Origin of the sequence: Cupriavidus sp. P-10 (genome assembly GCF_003402535.2) — a bacterium.
GTDB lineage: Bacteria > Pseudomonadota > Gammaproteobacteria > Burkholderiales > Burkholderiaceae > Cupriavidus.
In genome coordinates this window covers 1781376-1801468 of record NZ_AP025171.1, presented here as the reverse complement: position 1 = coordinate 1801468, position 20093 = coordinate 1781376, and the positions used below count along the sequence as shown (strand labels likewise).

General features: G+C 66.6%; 18 protein-coding genes and 2 pseudogenes. 8 read left to right on the top strand and 12 right to left on the bottom strand.

What is annotated here, in order from left to right:
• Positions 1–35: 35 nt before the first annotated feature.
• Together CTP10_RS25130 and CTP10_RS25125 are read right to left on the bottom strand one after the other, a co-directional pair.
• Positions 36–758, bottom strand: a pseudogene (locus tag CTP10_RS25130) (sulfatase-like hydrolase/transferase); the annotation flags it as partial.
• Positions 755–883: pseudogene (locus CTP10_RS25125) on the bottom strand (MarR family transcriptional regulator); the annotation flags it as partial. The pseudogenes CTP10_RS25125 and CTP10_RS25130, both read right to left, overlap by 4 nt.
• On the opposite strand from CTP10_RS25125, the gene CTP10_RS25120 reads away from it, so the two are divergent.
• Positions 831–1142, top strand: a complete 312-nt coding sequence (locus CTP10_RS25120) for a MarR family winged helix-turn-helix transcriptional regulator (protein WP_376790696.1) — start codon at positions 831–833, stop codon at positions 1140–1142. The pseudogene CTP10_RS25125 and the gene CTP10_RS25120 overlap by 53 nt on opposite strands.
• 72 nt (positions 1143–1214) lie before the next feature.
• Positions 1215–2705, top strand: coding sequence for a PQQ-dependent sugar dehydrogenase (locus CTP10_RS25115; RefSeq protein ID WP_116321425.1), 1491 nt, complete (start codon positions 1215–1217; stop codon positions 2703–2705).
• Positions 2706–2718: 13 nt separating this feature from the next.
• Here the strand turns inward: CTP10_RS25115 and CTP10_RS25110 are convergent, their stop codons facing one another.
• Positions 2719–3597, bottom strand: a complete 879-nt coding sequence (locus tag CTP10_RS25110) for a LysR substrate-binding domain-containing protein (RefSeq protein WP_116321424.1) — start codon at positions 3595–3597, stop codon at positions 2719–2721.
• 125 nt (positions 3598–3722) lie between these two features.
• Here CTP10_RS25110 and argH point away from each other — a divergent pair, with 125 nt between their 5' ends.
• A complete protein-coding gene (gene argH / locus CTP10_RS25105) occupies positions 3723–5222 on the top strand; it encodes an argininosuccinate lyase (RefSeq protein ID WP_116321423.1) in 1500 nt (499 codons plus the stop codon).
• Between the two features lie 29 nt (positions 5223–5251).
• A complete protein-coding gene (locus tag CTP10_RS25100) occupies positions 5252–6220 on the top strand; it encodes a Bug family tripartite tricarboxylate transporter substrate binding protein (protein WP_116321422.1) in 969 nt (322 codons plus the stop codon).
• 76 nt (positions 6221–6296) lie between these two features.
• Here the strand turns inward: CTP10_RS25100 and CTP10_RS25095 are convergent, their stop codons facing one another.
• Positions 6297–7256, bottom strand: a complete 960-nt coding sequence (locus tag CTP10_RS25095; RefSeq protein ID WP_199414642.1) for a LysR family transcriptional regulator — start codon at positions 7254–7256, stop codon at positions 6297–6299.
• Between the two features lie 142 nt (positions 7257–7398).
• Here CTP10_RS25095 and CTP10_RS25090 point away from each other — a divergent pair, with 142 nt between their 5' ends.
• Positions 7399–8568: a M20 aminoacylase family protein gene (locus CTP10_RS25090; RefSeq protein ID WP_116321421.1), complete on the top strand. Its 1170-nt coding sequence runs from the start codon at positions 7399–7401 to the stop codon at positions 8566–8568.
• A gap of 208 nt (positions 8569–8776) precedes the next feature.
• Here the strand turns inward: CTP10_RS25090 and CTP10_RS25085 are convergent, their stop codons facing one another.
• The 7 genes from CTP10_RS25085 to CTP10_RS25055 all read right to left on the bottom strand — a co-directional run bounded on the left by CTP10_RS25085 (position 8777) and on the right by CTP10_RS25055 (position 15872).
• Positions 8777–10120, bottom strand: a complete 1344-nt coding sequence (locus CTP10_RS25085; RefSeq protein ID WP_116321420.1) for a nucleobase:cation symporter-2 family protein — start codon at positions 10118–10120, stop codon at positions 8777–8779.
• Between the two features lie 570 nt (positions 10121–10690).
• Complete coding sequence (locus CTP10_RS25080) at positions 10691–10870, bottom strand: hypothetical protein (protein ID WP_116321419.1); 180 nt, start codon at positions 10868–10870, stop codon at positions 10691–10693.
• A 156-nt stretch (positions 10871–11026) separates the two neighbouring features.
• The gene (locus CTP10_RS25075) at positions 11027–12040 is read right to left on the bottom strand and encodes a proline racemase family protein (protein WP_116321418.1); all 1014 of its coding nucleotides are present in this window, start codon (positions 12038–12040) and stop codon (positions 11027–11029) included.
• A gap of 39 nt (positions 12041–12079) precedes the next feature.
• Positions 12080–12868 (bottom strand): ABC transporter permease, encoded by a 789-nt coding sequence (locus tag CTP10_RS25070; RefSeq protein ID WP_116321417.1) that lies wholly within the window; start codon positions 12866–12868, stop codon positions 12080–12082.
• Positions 12865–13707: an ABC transporter permease gene (locus CTP10_RS25065; RefSeq protein ID WP_116321416.1), complete on the bottom strand. Its 843-nt coding sequence runs from the start codon at positions 13705–13707 to the stop codon at positions 12865–12867. The genes CTP10_RS25070 and CTP10_RS25065 overlap by 4 nt, the downstream gene beginning before the upstream one ends.
• Entirely contained in the window at positions 13704–14762 is a 1059-nt protein-coding gene (locus CTP10_RS25060) for an ABC transporter ATP-binding protein (RefSeq protein WP_116321415.1), read from the bottom strand. Before CTP10_RS25060 ends, CTP10_RS25065 begins: the two co-directional genes overlap by 4 nt.
• A 54-nt stretch (positions 14763–14816) precedes the next feature.
• Complete coding sequence (locus CTP10_RS25055) at positions 14817–15872, bottom strand: ABC transporter substrate-binding protein (RefSeq protein WP_116321414.1); 1056 nt, start codon at positions 15870–15872, stop codon at positions 14817–14819.
• A 111-nt stretch (positions 15873–15983) separates the two neighbouring features.
• Here CTP10_RS25055 and CTP10_RS25050 point away from each other — a divergent pair, with 111 nt between their 5' ends.
• The 3 genes from CTP10_RS25050 to CTP10_RS25040 all read left to right on the top strand — a co-directional run bounded on the left by CTP10_RS25050 (position 15984) and on the right by CTP10_RS25040 (position 19175).
• Positions 15984–16997 carry a GlxA family transcriptional regulator gene (locus CTP10_RS25050; protein ID WP_116321413.1) on the top strand — a complete coding sequence of 338 codons (1014 nt, stop codon included), beginning with the start codon at positions 15984–15986 and terminating at the stop codon, positions 16995–16997.
• Positions 16998–17134: 137 nt separating this feature from the next.
• Positions 17135–18106, top strand: a complete 972-nt coding sequence (locus CTP10_RS25045; RefSeq protein ID WP_116321412.1) for a Bug family tripartite tricarboxylate transporter substrate binding protein — start codon at positions 17135–17137, stop codon at positions 18104–18106.
• Positions 18107–18458: 352 nt separating this feature from the next.
• Complete coding sequence (locus CTP10_RS25040) at positions 18459–19175, top strand: hypothetical protein (RefSeq protein ID WP_116321411.1); 717 nt, start codon at positions 18459–18461, stop codon at positions 19173–19175.
• Here CTP10_RS25040 and CTP10_RS25035 read toward each other — a convergent pair.
• Positions 19132–20088, bottom strand: a complete 957-nt coding sequence (locus tag CTP10_RS25035) for a carbohydrate kinase family protein (RefSeq protein ID WP_116321410.1) — start codon at positions 20086–20088, stop codon at positions 19132–19134. The two genes, CTP10_RS25040 and CTP10_RS25035, sit on opposite strands and share 44 nt — an antisense overlap.
• Between the last annotated feature and the right edge of the window lie 5 nt (positions 20089–20093).

Here is a 20093-nt window from a genome sequence, read left to right as displayed (position 1 = left end):
CGCCAATGCGTTTGCAGGTTCCGTACCCGCCGCGTTCACCACACGCCGAAGAACACGCCGGCCTGCTTGTACACGTTGGTCTTGGCCGCGACTTCCTCGTTGGTCACGGTCACGCGCGGCTTGAGCGTGCAGAACCAGTCCAGCAGCCGCAGCCGCATGGCATTGCGCACGGTTTCATGGGCGGGGTCGGCGCCCAGGTCGAAATACTCGTCCGGATCGTTTTCCAGGTCGAACAGCTGTGGCCGGAAGCAGTGTCAGTGGACGTATTTCCAGCGTGCGTCGCGCACCATCCAGGCGCGGCATTCGCCCGGATGACGGCCTAGCGCGACCCGTGCGCCGCGGTAGGCGTAGTCGAGTTCCGAGACCACGAAATCGCGCCAGTTGCCCGCATTGCGCGCGCGGGTCAGATCGAGCAGCGAGCGGCCCTCGATGCGATGGTCGGCTGGCGGCAGCCCCAGTGCGTCGAGCACCGTCGGCACCACGTCGACTGCCGAAACCATGCTCTGCTGCGCGCTGCCGCGGGTGACATCGGCCTCGGGCGAGGGATCGTAGACGATCAGCGGCACGTTCTGCACGGTGTCGTAGAACTGCTCCTTTTCACCCAGCCAGTGGTCGCCGAGGAAGTCGCCATGGTCGGCGGTAAAGACGATCAGCGTGTCCTGCCAGCGGCCCAGCCGTTCCAGCTGGTCCCACAGCAGGCCGAGGCGGTCATCGATCTGCTGGATCAGGCCCTGGTAGGCGGGGCGCACCGTATCCGACCCTGCTCACGCGCCTCGCGCCGCACTAGCCCGCGTTCGACCAGCGCGTGCACGGCCCGGCTGGCCAGCACCTTGTCCAGGCCGGCGCTTTGCGCCAGCTCGGTCAGCCGCGTGCCGGGCTGCTCGGACCGGCGCGCCGCCGCGTTCACGCTGACGGAGGAAGGCGAAGCGGTCTACCGCCGCGCTTTTGCGCAGGCGCGTGCCTTCAACCGGGAACTGGCGGCGTGCCTGAGCGCCGAAGAGGCGCGCGTGCTGTCGCGCTGCCTGGACAAGCTGCAGGCGCGGGCCGAGGCCATGATGGAGCAGGCGCAGGCCTTGCCACAGCCGGAAGACGCCGCGCCGGCCTGGGATCCGCTGCAGGTGTGGCGCGGCGGCAAGGGGTAGGGCAGGCGAAGCTTGCCACGGCAAGGAGCGGTTCTTGCGTGGCAGCGGGCGCCGGGGTGACAGGAGCGTGCCATGTCAGTCTCACTACGATCTTCGCTGTGCCAGTGGTTCCTTGCCGCCTGCCTGGGCCTGGCGGCGTGCGGCGGCGGTGGTGGTGATGGCGGCAGTACCGGTAGCAACCCCGGCAACGGCTCCGGGGGCAGCAATGGGCCGGATGGGCCGGGAACGCTGTCGGTGGCGGTCACGGGCCTGCCGGCCGGATCGCCGGCCGCGGTCACGGTGACCGGCCCGGGGCAATACCGCCAGACCGTCACCCAGTCGGCAACCCTGTCCAATCTCGCCACCGGTACCTACACCATCAGCGCCGCCGATGTGCTCGCCGGCACCAGCCAGTACCAACCACAGCAACCTGCCCAGTCGGTAGATGTCGGGGCCGGGGCTACGGCAAACGTCGTCTACGGCGCGCCCCGGTCGGTGCGCCTGTCGCTGGTGCAGGTGGCGGGCGGGCTGGGCGAGCCGATCTATCTCACCGCGCCCGCGGGCGACGCGCGCCTGTTCATCGTGGAGCGCGCAGGGCGCATCCGCATCGTACGCAATGGCGCGCTGCTGGCCACGCCCTTCCTCGATATCGATGCACTGACCACCACCGACGGCGAGCGCGGCCTGCTGTCGATGGCCTTTGACCCAGCCTATGCCAGCAACGGCCGCTTCTACGTCTACTACACCGATAACAACGGCGCCATCACCGTCGCGCGCTACCAGGCTTCCGCAAGCAATCCCGACGTTGCCGATACGGCCGGTACGGTGTTGCTGTCGATCCCGCACAGCAACTTCCAGAACCACAACGGTGGCCAACTGGCATTCGGCCCCGACGGGATGCTCTATGTCGGCACTGGCGATGGCGGCGGCGGGGGCGATCCGTCCGGCAATGCGCAGAACCTCGGCGTGCTGCTCGGCAAGGTGCTGCGCATCGATGCCAGCGGCGCATCCGGACAGCCCTATGGCATTCCTGCCGGCAATCCGTTCACCGGCCAGTCTGGCAGGCGCGGCGAGATCTGGGCATATGGACTGCGCAATCCCTGGCGCTTCGCCTTCGATGCCGGACAGTTGTATATCGCGGATGTTGGCCAAAACCAGCGCGAAGAAGTCGACGTCGCGGCGGCCACCAGCGCCGGGCTGAACTACGGCTGGAACCGCATGGAAGGCACTGCGTGCGTGGGCGCCGCCACCTGTGACACGGCCGGGCTGACGCTGCCGGTGTTCGAGTACGGGCACGATGCCGGCGGCTGCGCCATCGTCGGCGGCTATGTGTACCGGGGCAGTGCGCTGGTTGCGCTGCAAGGGCGCTACTTTTATTCGGACCTGTGCACCGGCAAGCTGCTGAGTTTTGTGTTCCGCGATGGCGGTGCGGCCGAGCAGGTCGACTGGAACGTCACGATCCCCGGCAGCGTGTATTCCTTTGGCGTGGATGCCGCGCAGGCGCTGTATGTGCTGGCGGACAGCGGGACTTCGGCGACCGGTGGGGCGGTGTACCGGGTCGATGCCACAGTCGGCGGGCAGTAAGCCTCGCCCTGCGTTACACGGCGTCGAAGGCCGCTCGCATGCAGGCGGCGAAATGGTTGGCGTGCGTGTCGCGTGGCGCCAGTTGCGCGCGCAGCATGTAGCTCCTGAACGGGATATCGGGCTTGAACGGGATGGCGACCACGCCCGGGAACTTCATTGTCCGGCTGACGATGGGGTTCACCAGGCTCACGCCGAGGCCTTCGCTGACCATCCTGCAGATCGTCGCGGCGAAAGGCGTTTCGAGCGCCATGATGCGGTCGCCGTCACGGAACACGGCATCGATCGCACGCCGTGAGGTATTTCCGCCGGGCAGGGAAATAAAGCGCTCGCCGGCCAGGTCTTCCGGAACGAGCCGCTTCTTCTTCGCCAGCCGGTGACGCGCCGGCACGACACACACGGCGCTTTCGGTGTGTATGACCGACGCCACGACACCCGGCTTGTCGGAGATGTTGGAAACAAAGCCGATGTCGCAGTGCTGCGTGGCAATCCAGTTGGCGATCACATAGGACTCGCTGGTGTCGCAGACGATGCGTACCTGTGGGTATTTTTCGCTGAAGCGCCGGACTGCCTGCGGCAACACGCTCAGCGATATCGACGCGGCGGCTGCCACCCGCAGCGTGCCGACGCCGACGTCGCGGATGGCGCGCGCCGAGTCGCTCAGGCTGTCCAGTCCGACGAAGGCACGTTCCACTTCCTTGAACAGCGCCTCGGCGCCCTTGGTTGCCACCACGCGTCCCGGCAACCGGTCGAACAGCTCGAAACCGAGCTCCGCTTCCAGCTTGCCGATGACGCGGCTGACGTTCGGTTGCGAGGTATGCAACTGCTTCGCCGCGACGGTCATGGAGCCGGTCAGCATGACGGTGCGGAAGGTCTCGATCTGCTTGAAGTTCATGCCGGCAATGGTACAGGCATTCCCGGATGCCCATATCAAAAATGCATGCGCCCCCGTGAAACTGTCATTTGACCGGTATGCCGCTGGCTTGGATACTGGGTTCACCACACAACGTATCCGGAACCATGGAATCGAAAGTCAGCCGCCGGCTCAACGAGCCGCTTGCCCAGGAAATCTGCGAGCACATTTACGGTCCGCGCCTTGCGCGCGACTTCACGAGACAATTCGCCTACCTCACCGAGGTGAACCAGGCGCACCTGCTGATGCTGCACAAGACCGGCCTGGTGTCACCGGAAGTCGCACGGCAGCTGGCAGGCGGCCTGCAGCGGATGGAGGCCGAGGGGCCTGACGCGGTGACCCTGGATCCCGCCCGCGAGGATCCGTACTTCAACTATGAAGCCCGGCTGATGGAAGTGAGCGGCCGGGACATCGGCGGACGCCTGCACATGGCGCGCAGCCGGAACGACATCGCCGCCACCATCGACCGGATGCGCGCCCGCAGCATCGTCCTCGACACCATCGAGGCGCTGGGCAGCGTGCGCAGGGTGGCGCTGCAACGCGCAGGTGAATTCGCCGATGCCGTCATGCCTGGCTACACGCACCTGCAGCCCGCGCAGCCCATCACGTTCGGCTTCTACCTGAGCGCCGTGGCCGAGACGCTGGGCCGGGACATGGACCGGCTGCATGCGGCTCTGGCGCGGATCGACGCCATGCCGCTGGGTGCAGGCGCGCTGGCCGGTACGCGGTTCCCGATCGACAGGCAAGTCACCGCGACCGCGCTCGGCTTCGGTGCGCTGGTCCACAACACGCTGGATGCAGTGGCGTCACGCGACTTCGCGTGGGAGGCCATGTCCGCCATGACCATCGTCGCACTGACATGGGGTCGGGTGGCGCAGGACTTCTACGTGTGGTCCACGCCGGAGTTCGGCCTGCTGTCCTTCCCCGACCGCGTGGCGAGTACCTCGAGCATCATGCCGCAGAAGAAGAACCCCGCCGTGCTCGAATACCTGCGCGGCAAGAGCGCCCATGTCGTCGGGCTGCTGACGACCGCGCTGATTGCGGTCAAGGGCACCCACTTCACGCACACCGGCGACAGCAGCCGCGAGAGCATCCGCAGCTTCTGGGAGTGCTGCGAGGAAACGGCGCGCTGCCTGGCGCTGTTCAGGCTGGTCGTCGGCAGCGTCGAGCCGAAGCGGCAATCCATGCTGCAGCGGGTCAGGTTCGACTTTTCCGTGGCCACCGACCTGGCCGACGGGCTCGTTGCCGACGCGGGACTGTCGTTCCGCGACGCCCACCACGTCGTGGGCGGCCTGGTGCGCATGGCACTGGATGCCGGCCAGTCCGCGGGCGAAGTGACCAGCACCATGCTCGACCGCGCGGCGGTGGACGTCATCGGCCGCGCGATCGAATGGCCGGAAGCCAGGCTGCGCCAGTACCTGGACCCCGTCGAAAGCATCAACTCGCGCGGCAACGGCGGCCCTGCGCCGGCGGAGGTGACCCTTGCCATCGAGCGCCAACGCGCTCATCTTGAAGCCGTGCTGGCTTCGGTGACGTCGACACGGCAGCGCCTCGATGCGGCGCGCGACCAGATGAAGCGCGATATCGCCGCCCTGGCAGCGGCCTGATCCATCCATCCACTTCCTGCCCAAGCCCCATGAAGCTCATCGCCAAGTTACTGATTGCGGCCGTAAGCGCTGCTTGCGTTGCCCCAGGCGCGTCCGCCGCGTATCCGGACAAGCCGATCCGCCTCATCGTTCCGTTCCCGGCGGGAGGCACCGTCAACCTGGTCGGCCGAGTGCTGGCGCAGCGCCTTTCCGAGACGCTGGGCCAGCAGGTCATCGTGGAGAACAAGCCCGGTGCGGGCGGCACGCTGGGTGCGGACCTGGTCGCCAAGTCGCCGCCTGACGGCTATACGCTGCTGCTCGCGTCTTCGGGCCACCAGTCCATCCACCCGCTGATCTACAAGAAGCTGCCGTACGACGCGAACAGGGACTTTGTGCAGGTGGCACTGTTTGCCGCCGTGCCGAACGTGCTGGTGGTCTCGAACAAGGTGCCGGCGAAGACCGTCAAGGATTTCGTCGCCTATGCCAAATCTGGCGGCAAGCCGCTGTTCATGGGCTCCGCCGGCAACGGCAGCGTCAACCAGATGGTCGGCGAGCTGTTCCAGCACAAGACCGGCACCAGCTTCGAGCATGTGCCGTTCAAGGGCGCGGGCCCGGCGGCGGTTGATCTCATGGCGGGGCAGATCGACCTGATGTTCGTCAACCTGCCCAATGTCCTGCCGCAAATCCAGGGCGGGAAGATGCGCGCCCTGGCGGTCGCGAGTTCGCGGCGCGTGGCTTCGTTGCCGGGCGTTCCCACCATGGCGGAGGCCGGCATCCCTGACCTAGTGGTCGACTCCTGGTCCGGCGTGCTGGCGCCGGCGGGAACGCCCAAGGCTATCGTCGACCGGCTCTCGCTCGAGATCAACAGGATCGCGAAAGAGAAGAAAACTGCCGAGAGCCTTGCAGCCCAGGGGGCCGTCCCGATGCCCGGCACCAGCGCCGAATATGCCGCGCTGGTGCGCGTCGAGACTCAGCGCTGGAGCGAGGTGATCAGGAAGGCAAACATCACGCTGGATTGAATCTCCGGCGAGGACCGCGCGGGCCGGGTGCGTGCATTGCACGGATCCGGCCGTTTCCTGCCGCGGACTCCTGCACTCAGTACAACACGTCCAGTTCGTCGAACAACTCGCTGTCCTTCTGCGCCGCCGAGCGCGCGCGCCGCCGGATCTCCTGCAGCAGGCAGTCGGTAAAGCACTGCGCCGCGGGACTGCGCACCGCGTTATGGCGTGTGATGATGCCAAGCCGGCTGGTTTCGAACTGCTCGTCCAGGGCAAAGGCGTGGACCCAGCCACGCATCGGCTCGGCCAGCAGCAGCGGCCGGGGGCAGTAGCTGATCATGCCGGCATTGCGGATCAGTTCCAGCAGCAACGAGGTGGAGTGCGCGCAATGCAGCCGAGACGGGTCGATCTGTGCATCATGCTGCCAGAACAGGTTGCGCATGAAGGACTCGTAGCTGGCCGTGGTGTAGTTGACGACCCAGTCCTGCTCCAGCAGTTCGTGCAGCGAGCGCGCCTGCCCGCATGGATGGCCGCGCCGGGCGATTACGCACGAGGTGTACGCAAGCAGCGGCTCGCACTCGAATTCCTGCGTTGACATCGCAGCCGTGAACGGCCCCACGGCAAAGTCCAGCGTGCCTTCGCGCAAGCGGGGCAAGGCCACTGCGGTCAGGCCCTCGAAGATCTCCACCTGCACGCCCGGCATGCGTTCGCGAAAACGCAGCAGCACGCGCGGCAGGAACGTCAGCATGACCCACGGCGTGACGCTGATGCTCAGCCGCCCCACGCCTTCGCCGCGCAGCGTCGCCAGCTCTTCGCTGGCGCGTGCGAGCTGGCCCACCACCAGCCGGGCATGGCCCAGCATCCGCTGTCCCGCCGCGGTCAGCGCCACGCCGCTGGCAGTGCGCGAGAGCAGGGGCAGCCGGGCTTCGCTTTCCAGTTCGCGCAGCGCCTTGGTCACCGCCGCCTGCGACAGCCCGGCCAGCCGGGCGGCGGCGCGGATGCTGCCGGCATCGGCAACGGCGACCAGCGCCTGGAGCTGGTGCAGTTTCATCGACATGCTGGATCGGGTGGGTGACAACCAAAGGTTGTCAGGATAACAGTTTTGCGGCTATCGGCACGAGCGGGCGATGCCTAAGATCGCCGCACCCGATTCCCCGCAATCGCACCCGCAATCACCCCCACAAAACGCCGGAAACCCCATGCATCCAGATCCCGTCCTGCCCGGCATCCGCGCCATCGAAGCCGAGATGGTGGACCTGCGCCACCGCATCCATGCCCATCCCGAGCTGGGCTTCGAGGAGTTCGCCACCAGCGACCTGGTGGCCGAGTGCCTGCGGGCATGGGGTTATGCCGTGCATCGCGGCCTGGGCGGCACCGGCGTGGTCGGCACGCTGCGCCACGGCGACGGCCCTGCCATCGGCCTGCGCGCCGACATGGATGCGCTGCCGATCCGTGAAACCACCGGCCTGCCGTATGCGAGCAAGATCGACGGCAAGATGCACGCCTGCGGCCATGACGGCCACACTGCCACGCTACTGGCCGCGGCGCGCTACCTGGCCGTGCACAAGTCCTTCCGGGGCACGCTGCACGTGATCTTCCAGCCGGCCGAGGAAGGCATGGGCGGCGCGCGCGAGATGATCAAGGACGGCCTGTTCCGGCTGTTCCCGTGCGATGCGGTGTTCGCGCTGCACAACATGCCCGGACACCCGACCGGCAAGTTCGGCTTCCTGCCCGGCCCGTTCATGGCGTCCTCGGACACCGTCACCATCCGCGTGACGGGCCGCGGTGGCCACGGCGCGGTTCCGCATCGGGCGGTCGATCCGGTGGTGGCCTGCGCGTCGATGGTGATGGCGTTGCAGTCGGTGGTGTCGCGCAACGTGAACCCGCTTGACATGGCCATCGTGACCGTCGGCGCGATCGAAGCCGGCAAGGCGTCCAACGTGATTCCCGAGAGTGCCGAACTGCGGCTGTCGGTGCGCGCGCTGAAGGCCGAAGTGCGCGACCTGCTGCAGGCGCGCATCACCGCGCTGGCGCATGCCCAGGCGGACAGCTTTGGTGCCAGTGCCGAGGTGCACTACGACCGCCGCTACCCGGTGCTGGTCAACGACCCCGCGACCACGGAACTGGCGCGCGAGGTTGCCCGCGAGTGGCTGGGCGAGGGCGGCCTGATCGGCGACATGGTGCCGCTGACCGGCAGCGAAGATTTCTCTTTCATGCTGGAGGAATGTCCTGGCTGCTACCTGATCGTCGGTAACGGTGATGGCGAGGGCGGCTGCATGGTCCACAACCCGGGCTACGACTTCAACGACGAATGCCTGCCGCTTGCCGCCACCTACTGGGTCAAGCTGGTCGAGCGCTACCTGCGCTGAGGTGCTGAACGTGGTGCCTGCCGTGGTGCCCATCACCGAACTGTTCCCGCGCCGCATCCGCTGGATCAAGCCAACCATTCCAAAGGGCCAGGGCAAGGCCCGCTCCCGCTAAGCCGGGAGGTGGCCAGGCAAGGCGATGCCTGGTCATGCGAGGAAACTGACGCGGCCAGGCGGTGGTTGCCCGGCCGCGCCGGCGTCGCGGTTGGGTTCAGGCCAGTTCGCCGGAAGTCTGCGCCACTTCGTCGTGCTGCGCCTCCTCGGCGGCTTCAGCCTTGCCGCCCGGCAGCACCAGGTTCAGCGTCACCGCCACCAGCGACCCCACCGAGATGCCCGAGCCGAACACTTCCTGCACGAACAGCGGCAGCCTGGACAGCAGCTCCGGGCGGAAGGTCACCGCCAGGCCGCAGCCGATCGACACGGCCACGATCAGCGTATTGCGCTGCGTGAACTCGATCCGGCTCAGCATGTTGATGCCGCCCGAGACGATCATGGCGAACATCATCAGGCCGGCGCCGCCGAGCACCGGCTGCGGAATCGTCACCACCAGCGCGCCCAGCACCGGGAACAGCCCGGCCAGCAGCAGCATCACGCCGGTCAGCGCCACCACGTGGCGGCTGGCGACACCGGTCAGCGACACCACGCCGACGTTCTGCGCGAAGGTGGACAGCGGCGGGCTCGAAATCAGCGCGGCAAAGGCGGAGCCGAAGCCGTCGCACAGGATCCCGCGCGACAGCTTGTTGCCCGTGATCGGCGTTTGCGTGGCCGAGCCGAGTGCCATGAAGGTGCCGGTGGATTCCACCGTCGTCACCAGGTAGGCAATCGCCATCGCCACGATGCCGGATACCGGGAACGCCAGGCCGAAGTGCAGCGGCTGCGGCAGCGCCAGCACCGGCGCATTGCGCATCTGCGTGAAATCGACCAGCCCCAGCGCCAGGCACAGCAGGTAGCCGCCCAGGATGCCGATCACGATGGCGGAGGCCGAGATCATGCCCTTGCCCCACTGCACCATGGCGATCACCAGCGCCAGCACGAAGGCCGCGATCGCCAGGTTGCCGACCGCGCCATACTGGGGGCTGCCTCGGCCACCGGCGGCCCAGTCCACCGCAACCGGGATCAGCGACAGGCCGATCATGGTGACGACCACGCTGGTGACGGTATGGGGAAACAGCTTGCGGATGGTGGGCATGAAATGACTGCCGACGATCATCAGCAGCGAACCGGCCAGCGCCGAGCCCAGGATGCCGGCCACGCCGTGCTCGGCGCCCACGCTGATGGCAGCGCCGACGAAGGAAAAGCTGGTGCCCATCACGCACGGCAAGCGGATCCCCACCGGGCCCACGCCCTTGCATTGAATAATCGTCACCACGCCCGAGCCGATCAGGGCGGCATTCACCAGGGCAATGATTTCCGGGGTTGGCAGCTTTAATGCCCCGCCGATCACCAGCGGTACCGCGATAATGCCGCCGAGGGCGGCGAGCAGATGCTGAAGTGCCAACAGCACGGTAGTGATGCGCGGCGGACGGTCTTCCACCTTGAACAGCAAAGGCGCCATTCACGTCTCCTGATTATGCGGGTGGATGGTTCCACCTTTTTCATTTGTTCCGGGCCGGCCGGCATATGCCGCCGGGAGGGGCAATGCAAGTGCCGCGGAAGCATCGATCCGGCTTCCGCGGCGCGCCCGGCATGCTATCCGGAAAGTAAATAGAAAATCAATCGATTTGATTATTACGCTGCCGTGATGCGGCAGGGGCTTGAATTGGTGTATATAGAACCGGCCGGGCGATATATTGTCGGTCGATAATAATCAGAGGCGATGCGTGTCGATAGATGACGGGAATCGGTAATGGAAATGGCAGGTGAAATCGTCAATTGATTCCGCTGGCCGGGTTTGTCAAAACAATAATCGGCGGCGACATATATCTTCGGTTTCCCTTGTCAGTGCCGGTCTGTCTGCACCGCGTTACGCTTGATATTGTCTTGCCGGATTGTCGTGCAATGGACTGTGTGGAAAATGAAAAAAAATTGCCGCCCGGCGCCTGCCAACGCCGGGCGGCACGTCTGGCGGTACCGTGAGGCGGTCAGCCAGACCTCCGCTTCGGAGGGTCAAGGAGGAGAGGGAAAATCAGAGCACGTCAACCACCGCCATGGCGGCGGCACAGCATGCGAGCGATAGCAGAACCCACAACACCAGCAGCAGCGAATTGTCTGCCGCCCGCGCGGCGCGATGCGCGGGCCTGTCAGGGGAGCGGTGGGGTATGACCCCGAATGGCCGGTAGCTGGTGATCTGCACGATGGGCTCCATGAGCTGTCGTTTCACGGCAGATGATCGGCGCCGCTCCCCTTAGAGGAAGCATATGAAAGCGCCGCCTTCGCCGCTCCCGGTTGCGCGCTGATAGCCGCGTCGGCGTCCGTCTGACAGTAGTCCATCCCGCCCCGGCTGAACGGGATGGACCCGCCTTCAGCGCACCAGGAACCCCGCCCCCACCGGATCGTTCCGGTCGATCAGCCAGCGCGCCGTGCCCAGGATGCTGGCGGTGCCCTTGACCGTCGGGCGCACTGCGCGGGTGCCGTTCAGGCTCACTTCGCCAAGCAGGCAGCCCTCGAACGTGCCGCTTCCGAGCAGGCCCTCGGACAGGATGGGCTGGTTCATGCCGAGCTTGCCGCGTGCCTCGAACATCGCCATCATCGCGCTGGTGCCGGTGCCGCCGGGCGAGCGGTCCAGCTGACCGGCGCTGAAGACGTGGACATTCTTGTAGAAGGCGCCTTCGATCGTGGGCTGGTGCCAGAAGGTGACGAAGTTCAGGTTGTTGATATGCGCTTCGGTCGGATGCTGGATGCGCATCTGCTCCTTGATCTGCTCGCGCACCAGGATGCCCAGGCGCGACAGCTCGGTGCCGTTGTCGGGCGAGATGCGCAGCGCGCACGGCGACAGGTCGACGATGCCGAAGTAGTTACCGCCCCAGACCAGGTCGGCCTTCAGGTCGCCGTAGCCGGGCAGGTGCACCGGGATGTCCTGCGCGGCCACATACGCGGGCACGTTCTCGAAGCGGGTCCACAGCACCTTGTCGCCTTCCGAGGCTACCTCGGATACCACCAGCCCGGCCGTGGTCTCGAAGCGGATGCGGGTGATGCCGTTCTCGCCGCGGCGGACCAGGCCCAGCGCGACCATTGCCATGCTCACGGCGATGGTGCCGTGGCCACACATATGCGAGTACTCGGTGCCGTCGATATAGATCAGGCCGGCGTCGTACTCCGGGCTCGACGGCGGCGTGAGGAACACGCCGAACATGTCCTTGTGCCCGCGCGGCTCACGCATCAGCGCCTTGCGCAGCCAGTCGTAGTGCTCTTCCAGGAAGGCACGCTTTTCCAGGATGGTCGATCCGGCGGGGTAGGGAATGCCGCTGTGGACGATGCAAAGGGGTTCCCCTTCGGTGTGGGTGTAGATGACGTCGAACGCGTCCTGCTTGCGCATGGCTATGGCTCCTTGCAGTGAGGTTTTGCCGATTGGGAATCACTCGCGGTCGGACAGCATGTCCAGGCCGATGGTCAGGTCCAGGATCGTGATGGCGACGACGGCCACCACGATGGTCGCGCCGGAAACGGCGGCGATGGTCGGGTCGATGGTGTACTGCACGTAGTTGAACAGCTTCACCGGGATGGTGTTCAGGTCTGCCGTGGTGTTGAAGATCGACAGTTCGACGTTGATCCAAGAAGAGATGAACGCGAAGATCGATCCCGTCACGATGCCGGCGCGGATCTGCGGCAGCGTGACCAGGAAGAAGGTGGTCCATGGGTTCGCGCCGAGGTCGGCGGAGGCTTCTTCCAGAGCCTTCTGCTCGGGCGTCATCAGCGCCAGCGTGGCCCGCAGCACGAACGGCGCAATGATGACCGTATGCCCGATCAGCAGCGACGTGAAGCTGCGCGTCAGGCCAAAGTACCCGCCAAACTGCAGCAGCGCCGCGCCCAGCACGATGTGCGGCAGCACCAGCGGCGACATCAGCACCGAAGTCATGGCGCGCTTGCCGGGGAAGTCGTAGCGCGCCACCGCCAGCGCGGCGGGCACGGTCAGCACCAGCGCCGCCGCGGTTGCCGCCAGTGCCAGCAGCGTGCTGGTGGTGAAGGCGGACACGTAGCCCGGCTCGCCCAGCATCTGCTGGTACCAGCGCAGCGTCAGCCCTTCAGGCGGGAAGGCCAGGAAGGCGGATTCGGTCAGGGAACTGCCGAGGATCACCACCAGCGGCAGTGCCAGGTAGGCGAGCACAGCCCATGAGACGACGCGAATGGACAAGGCGGCGATCATCGTGCAATCCCCCGGTGTTCGCCGACGCGGCTGGCCATGGCCACCATCGCCAGCGTGAAGACCAGCAGCACGATGCTGAGCGCGCCGCCGTAGTGGATGTCGAACACGGTGCTGTATTGCTGGAAGATCAGCATCGACAACACCGAGATCCGGCCGCCCGACAGCAGCGCAGGCGTGACATAGGCGCTGACTGCCAGCGTGAACACCATGATCCCGCCCGCCACCACGCCCGGCAGCGTCAGCGGGAACGTGATGTGGCGGAAGGTGGCCAGCGGGCTGGCGCCGAGATCGGCCGAGGCCTGTTCGCAGGCGGGATCCACGCGCGCCAGCGCATTGCCGACGGCAAGCACGACGAAGGGCAGCAACACGTAGACCATGCCGATCAGGATGCCGGTCTCGGTGCCCAGGAAACGCACGGGGCGATCGACAAGCCCGCTGTCGACCAGGGTCTGGTTGACCAGCCCGTTGCGGCCCAGCAGCACCATCCAGCCGAACGAGCGCACGATATTGCTGGTGAACATCGGCACGACCAGCAGGATCACGCACAAGCGCCGCCATGCCTTCCAGCGCACCACGCGCACCAGGTACCAGGCGAGCGGATAGCCAAGCAGCAGGCACGCCAGCGTGGTCAGGCAGGCAATGCGGAAGGTGACCAGGATGACTTCCCAGTGGTAGTGGTCGGCCAGCACGCGTACATAGCTGGCCAGTGTCGGGGCAGGCGGCTGGCCGCTGGTAAAGCTGGCGATCAGCACCACCGCCAGCGGCGCCAGGAAGAACGCCGCGAAGAAGGCCAGCGGCGCCGCCAGCATCACGGCCGGCGCGATCGGCAGCCGCTTCATGCCGGCTCCCCGATCAGGTGCAGGTTGGCCGGATCGAAGGCGAGCCGGATCGGCTTGCCGCGCGCCATCGCCGCATCGGGCAGGCCCATGGTCCGGGCCACCAGCGTCTGGCCGCCGACGGTGGCGTGCAGCAGCGTATGGCTGCCCACGCTGATCACGTCGACCAGCGTGCCATGCAGTCCGCCGGGGGCGTTGGGGTCTGCCACGCACAGGTGTTCCGGGCGCAGCACCGCCAGGCCGCGCGCGGTGCCGTTGGCCACGGGCACGTGCACCGGCACATGAGCGTCCTGCATCGCCAGACGGATGTGGCCGGCGCCGGCGGCTTCCCACGGCAGCAGGTTGGCGTCGCCGATAAACTCCGCGACGAAGCGGCTGGCCGGGGCGCGGTAGATCTCGGTGCCGGCGCCGCACTGCTCGATGCGGCCCGCGTTCATCACCACGATGCGGTCGGCCATGGCCATCGCTTCTTCCTGGTCGTGCGTGACGAAGACGAAGGCGATGCCAAGCTGCTGCTGCAGGTGCTTCAACTCCAGCTGCATGCGCTTGCGCAGTTTCATGTCCAGCGCCGACAGCGGCTCGTCGAGCAGCAGCAGGCGCGGGCGGTTGACGATGGCGCGCGCCAGCGCCACGCGCTGCTGCTGCCCGCCGGACATTTCGCGCGGATAGCGTTCGCCCAGCGCGGCCAGGCCGACCAAGTCGAGCGCCTCCAGCGCGCGGCGTTTCGCCTCGGCGCTGCTGGCGCCCTGGCGCCGCGGGCCGTAGGCCACGTTGTCCAGCACGGTCATATGCGGGAACAGGGCGTAGTGCTGGAACACCGTGTTAAGCGGCCGGCGGTTGGCCGGCAGCGCGGTGACGTCCTGGCCATCGATGGCGATGCGGCCGCTGTCGGGCTGCAGGAAGCCGGCGATCGCGCGCAGCAGCGTGGTCTTGCCGCAGCCGCTGGGCCCGAGCAGCGCGATGAATTCCGCATGGCCGATCTCCAGCGAGATCCGGTCAAGCGCCTTGTATGCGCCGAATTCCTTGCACAGCGCATCGATGGTCAAGAGGGCAGTCATCGTGGTCTCCGGCGTTCCTGCGTTCCTGCGTTTTTTGGCGTTCCGTGCCAGCGTTCAGCGCTTGCGGGCAACCTGGCGGTTCCACGCGTCGGTGATCTCGGTGCGCCGGGCGTTGATCGCGCTCCAGTCGAACAGGGTCAGGCTGTCCACCGAGCCGTTGGCGCCCCACGGCAGCTTGCGTGCGACATCCTTCGGCACCTGCACGCCCTGCACGGCGGGCCCGAGGTACAGGCGGGTAGCCAGGCAAGTGGCGGCTTCGGGCGTCAGCGCGGTGTTGATGAACTTCTCGGCGGCTGCCTTGTTGCGCGCACCCTTCACCAGGTGCAGGCGCGCATCGGTGGCCCACGCGCCTTCCTTGGGCACGACGAAGCCAATCGGCGCGCCCTTGTCGATCAGGTCCCAGGCGCCGACGTTGAAGTGCGCGCCGATCACCGCCTCGCCGCTCTGAAAGGCATTGGTGGCTGCGCCCGAACTGTCGAAGAACAGCGCGGTGTCGAGCGCCGCAAGCTTCTGGAACACCGGCGCCAGGTTGGCGGCATCGGTGCCCCAGACGCGCGCCATGAACACCACGAACGGCACGCCGGAGGAATTGGCGGGCGAGGGCACTGCCACCGCGCCGGCATATTCCTTCTTCCACAGGTCCTTCCAGCTGCTCGGCGGCTGCTTGATCTCGCGCGTGCTGTAGGTCAGGCCCAGCGAGTAGTAGCCGGTGCCGACCGCATAGCTGGTCGAGCCCTGGCGGTACACGGCCTTGCCGATGACGTTCTTCAGGTTGGGGATGGCGGCGCCATCGAGGTGGTCGACCACGCCTGCGTGCAGGGCCAGTTCGCTGATGCCGCCGTCCATCCAGGCAACGTCGATGGTGGGCGCGGCCTTCTGCTGCTGCAGCTTCGCCAGCGTCGTGGTGGACGTGCCGATCTCGGGCGTGACGGCGATGCCGGTGGCCTTGGTGAACGGTTCGGCGACGCAGCTGCGGAAGGCGTCGCCCCAGTTGCCGCCATACATGGCGACGGTCAGCTTGCCGCTTTGCGCATGCGCGCCGGTGGTAAAGCTGGTGAAGGTGGCGGCCAGTACCGCGGCGCCGAGGATGGTGCGTGTCTCCAGTCCCATTTGCTGCTCCCCTTGAGGTGGAATCTGTTGTCTGTTCCTGTGACGGCATTGTGCGTGCAGCGGGCATGCCGTCTCTTGCAAGGCCTCGACAAAAAATTGAATAATTGCGTCATGCTGACGGCACCTCCGGAATCCACCCCAGTCGGCACGGGTAAACCCGAACTCAGCGTCGGTTTCGTGCTGCTCAACCAGTTCACGCTCGCGGCCTTCGCCGGCCTCGTGGATGTGCTGCGCTTATCCGCCGACCACGGCGGCCGCAGCCGCCAGATCCACACCGCATGGCGTGTGATGAGCATGGACGGCCTGCCGCGCACGTCGAGCGCGGGCTTTGCCATCGAGGTGGCCGGTGCGCTGCCCGAGGATCCGAGCGGTTTCGACTACATCGCCGTCTGCGGCGGCAACGATTACCCCAACACCTACATGCCGCCGGCACTGCGCGACTGGCTGCGGCAGACGGCCGCCAGCGGCGTGCGCATGCTCGGCATCTGCACCGGCACCTTTGCGCTGGCACAGGCCGACATCATTGGCTCGCGCACGGTCTGCGTGCACTGGAACGTGCTGGATGCGTTCCGCGCGCGCTTTCCGCAGGCGCGGGCGGTGGTCGATCACCTGTTCGTTGACGAAGGCGACCTGATTACCTGTGCCGGGTCGACCGCGGCCATTGACCTGGGGCTGTATCTCGTTGCGCGCCATTGCGGAAGGGAGAAGGCGCAGCAGGCGGTGCGCCACATGATGTTGCAGGGGATGCGGCCGGCCAAGCTGCCGCAGGCGCATTTCTATGCCGACCTGACCCATATCCAGGATGCGCGCGTACGCCAGGCGGCCCACTTTATCGAGCAGCGCATCGACAACCCGCCTTCGCTTGATGCCATCGCGCGCTATGTGGGGCTGGGGCGGCGCCAGCTCGAACGCGCGTTCCACGAGGCGCTGGCGATGTCGCCGATGAGCTTCCAGCGTTCGCTGCGGCTCGAATACGGTAGCTGGCTGCTGCAGAACGACCACAGCAATATCACGCAGATCGCGCTCGATTGCGGGTTTTCCGACGGGGCCCATTTCTCGCGTGATTTCCGCGCACGGTTCGGAATGACGCCGCGGGAATTCAAGCGGCAGCAGCGGCCGGAGTAGTGCCGCGCGGCGGCTAACGTCGTCCGTACATACCCTCAGTTGACGATGAAATTTATGGGCATAAAATCCAATTCATAACCATGAATAATGACGGGCCCTGGCGATGTGCCGGCGGCCCGCTAACCGGAGACTGCCCGATGACCGTCAACCTGCGTCGCCGCCTGATGCTGTGCGCCGCCGTGCTGGGCACCCTGCCCACGCTGGCCTGGAGCGACACCTATCCCAGCAAGCCGATCCGCGTGGTGGTGCCGTTCTCTCCCGGCGGCGCTACCGACGTGGTGGCGCGGCTGATCTCGCAGAAGCTGGGCGAGGCGCTGAAGCAGTCGGTAGTGGTGGAAAACCGGCCCGGCGCCAACGGCATCATCGGCACCGACATCGTGGCGCGCGCCGCGCCGGACGGCTATACGCTGCTGCTCAACAGTGCCGGGGCGCAAACGCTAAGCCCGCTGCTGTACAAGGCCGGTTATGAGCCGCTGAAGAGTTTTGCGCCGATTTCGCTGATCAGCAATATCGGCTTCGTCATGGTGGTCCACCCATCCGTGCCGGCCAGGACCGTGCAGGAATTCGTGGCGCTGGCCAAGTCCAAGACCAGGCCGCTGAGCATGTCAGTCGGCAGCAGCATGATCGAGCTGATCGGGGCGAGCTTCAAGGCGAACGCGGGAATTCCTGATGTCGTCAGCGCTTCGTACAAGGGCACCGGGCCGCAGATGCAGGCCGTGGCGTCGGGCGAGGTCGACATGACCATCGATCCGTTCAATTCGATGGCGATGATCAAGGCCGGCAAGCTGCGTCCGCTGGCGGTGTTTGCTTCCAGGCGTTCACCGACGCTGCCGCAGGTGCCGACCATGCAGGAGGCGGGCTTCGACGGCATGGCGTTCAACTCATGGGCGGGCTTGCTGGCGCCTGCCGGCACGCCCAGGGAGATTGTCGCCCGGTTGAACCAGGAGGTGACGCGCATCGTCGCGCTGCCGGAAATCAAGGAAAAACTGGCGGCGATCGACTACGAGGCGGTCGGCAGCACGCCGGAGCAGTTCGCCACCACCATCGCCGAAGATACGGCCCGCTGGGCCCGAATCGTCAAGGAAACCAACTACAAGGCCGGTTCCTGATCCGATGCAAGACCCGCCGCGCGCGGGTTGACCCGCTTCCGGCGCAGGCATTACACTGCGCCCCGTTCTGATAAACGGAGCTATCCGTGGACAGTTGTCCCAGTTATTCTCGCGGAAGGGGATCGCCCCGGGCCGCCGTGGCGCGCTGAGCAACTGCAGTCTTGTGGCTGCAGGCGCGCGCTGACGCGGCCTGCAGCGTCCTTGCCACCGGCAAGGCTTCATTCACGTCAATCCGGCACTCGCGCACGCTGCTGCGGTGCCGCCGGCGTCCCTTTCCTGCTCATCGAAATCCTGTCACGACCGCCGTGTATCGTCGCCGGCCGTGTTCCCGCATGTGTTCAGGAGGGCTGCCATGGCATGGCACCATGTCTTTGTTCGTCTCGCCGCGCTGGCCTTGCTGGCCGCGGTCACCAGCCGGGCCGCGATCGCCGCGCGGCCGCTGATCACCGACGATGCCCGCATCGTCGATCCGAAGTCCTGCCAGCTTGAATCGTGGATGCAGTTTCAATCCGCCGGCAATGAGTTCTGGGCGCTGCCGGGCTGCAACCCTACCGGGAACCTGGAACTGAGCCTGGGCGGGTCGCTGCAGCGCGTGGACGGCGGCACGGATTTCACCAACGTGCAGTTCCAGGGGAAGACGCTGCTCAGGCCGCTGGAAACCGGCGGCTATGGCGTTGCCTTGACGGCTGGCCTGATTCACCATCCCACCGCGGAACAGCGCAAGCTGTTCGGCAACGTCTATGTCAACGTGCCGGTGTCGTTCTCGTTTGCCGACGATCGCTTCCTGGCGCACCTCAACGTCGGTGCCAATCGTGACACCGAAGCGGGACAGACGCGCATGACATGGGGTGTAGGCACCGAAACCCAGGTACATCCGCGTGTGGCCGTCGTCGCCGAGACCTTTGGCGAGAACCGCGGCAAGCCCTCGTTCCAGGCGGGGCTGCGCTTCTGGGTCGTGCGGGACCGGGTGCAGGTCGATACCACCTATGGCAATGTGTTCGGCGGTGGGACTGGCGAGCGGTTTTTTACGATCGGATTGCGGTTGTTGTCGCCGGCGTTTTTGCCTTAGCGTTCAGCAATCCCTCGACTTCTTCCCGCGACGGCGGATATGCCCCGGCCCTCGTCGCCGCCACCGCCGCCGCCGCAGCGGCAAGCCGCGCCTGCGCCGCCAGGTCGTGTGCGGCGCCCGACAGCACGCCTGCCATCCACCCGCCCATCGCGGCGTCACCGCAGCCGACCGTGTCGGCGACTTCGACGCGCAGCGCCGGCTGTTCGACCGTGGCACTGCCTTTGAACAGCGTCATGCCCTCGGCGCCGCGCGTCAGCATCACGGTGGCGTCGGGCGCCATGGCGCGTACCTGCGCGAAGGCGGCAGAAGTGTCGAGGGTGGGAAAGAGGCCTGCCAGGTCCTCGTCGGAGATCTTTACGTAGCTCGCCAGTCGCAGCATATGCGCCAGCACCGCGCCGTAGTGCGGCGTACGCATCAGGTCGCGGAAATTGGGATCGAAGGCGATGCGCTTGCCGGCTTGCGCAGCCTGCGTGGCTTCTTCGCACAGCCGCGCGGCCAGCGGCTGGCGCACCAGGCTGATCGAGCCGAAATGCACGACCTCAGCGGCCTGGCGCCAGCCCCCAGGCAGCGCGGCGGGATCGAAGTGCAGGTCGGCGCTGTCGTCGCCGACAAAGAAATACTGCGGCGGATGGCGCGAGGCGACGAAGGCCAGGAAGGGAGAGCGCGGCACGCGCTGCAGGAAGCGCGTGTCCAACCCGGCCGCGGCGCTGGCGTGGGCAAGGTCGTCGCCAAACAGGTCCTGGCTGACGCTGCCGGCGAATGCGGTGGCAATGCCCAGCCGCGCGCCGGTGCGCGCCACGTTCCAGCACGAGCCGCCGGGCAGGCCAAGCCAGCTGCCGTCGGGCTGGCGCACCATGTCGGTGAGTGCCTCGCCAAAGACGACATAGCGGGGCAGGGAGGTAGGCGTGGACATCGGTT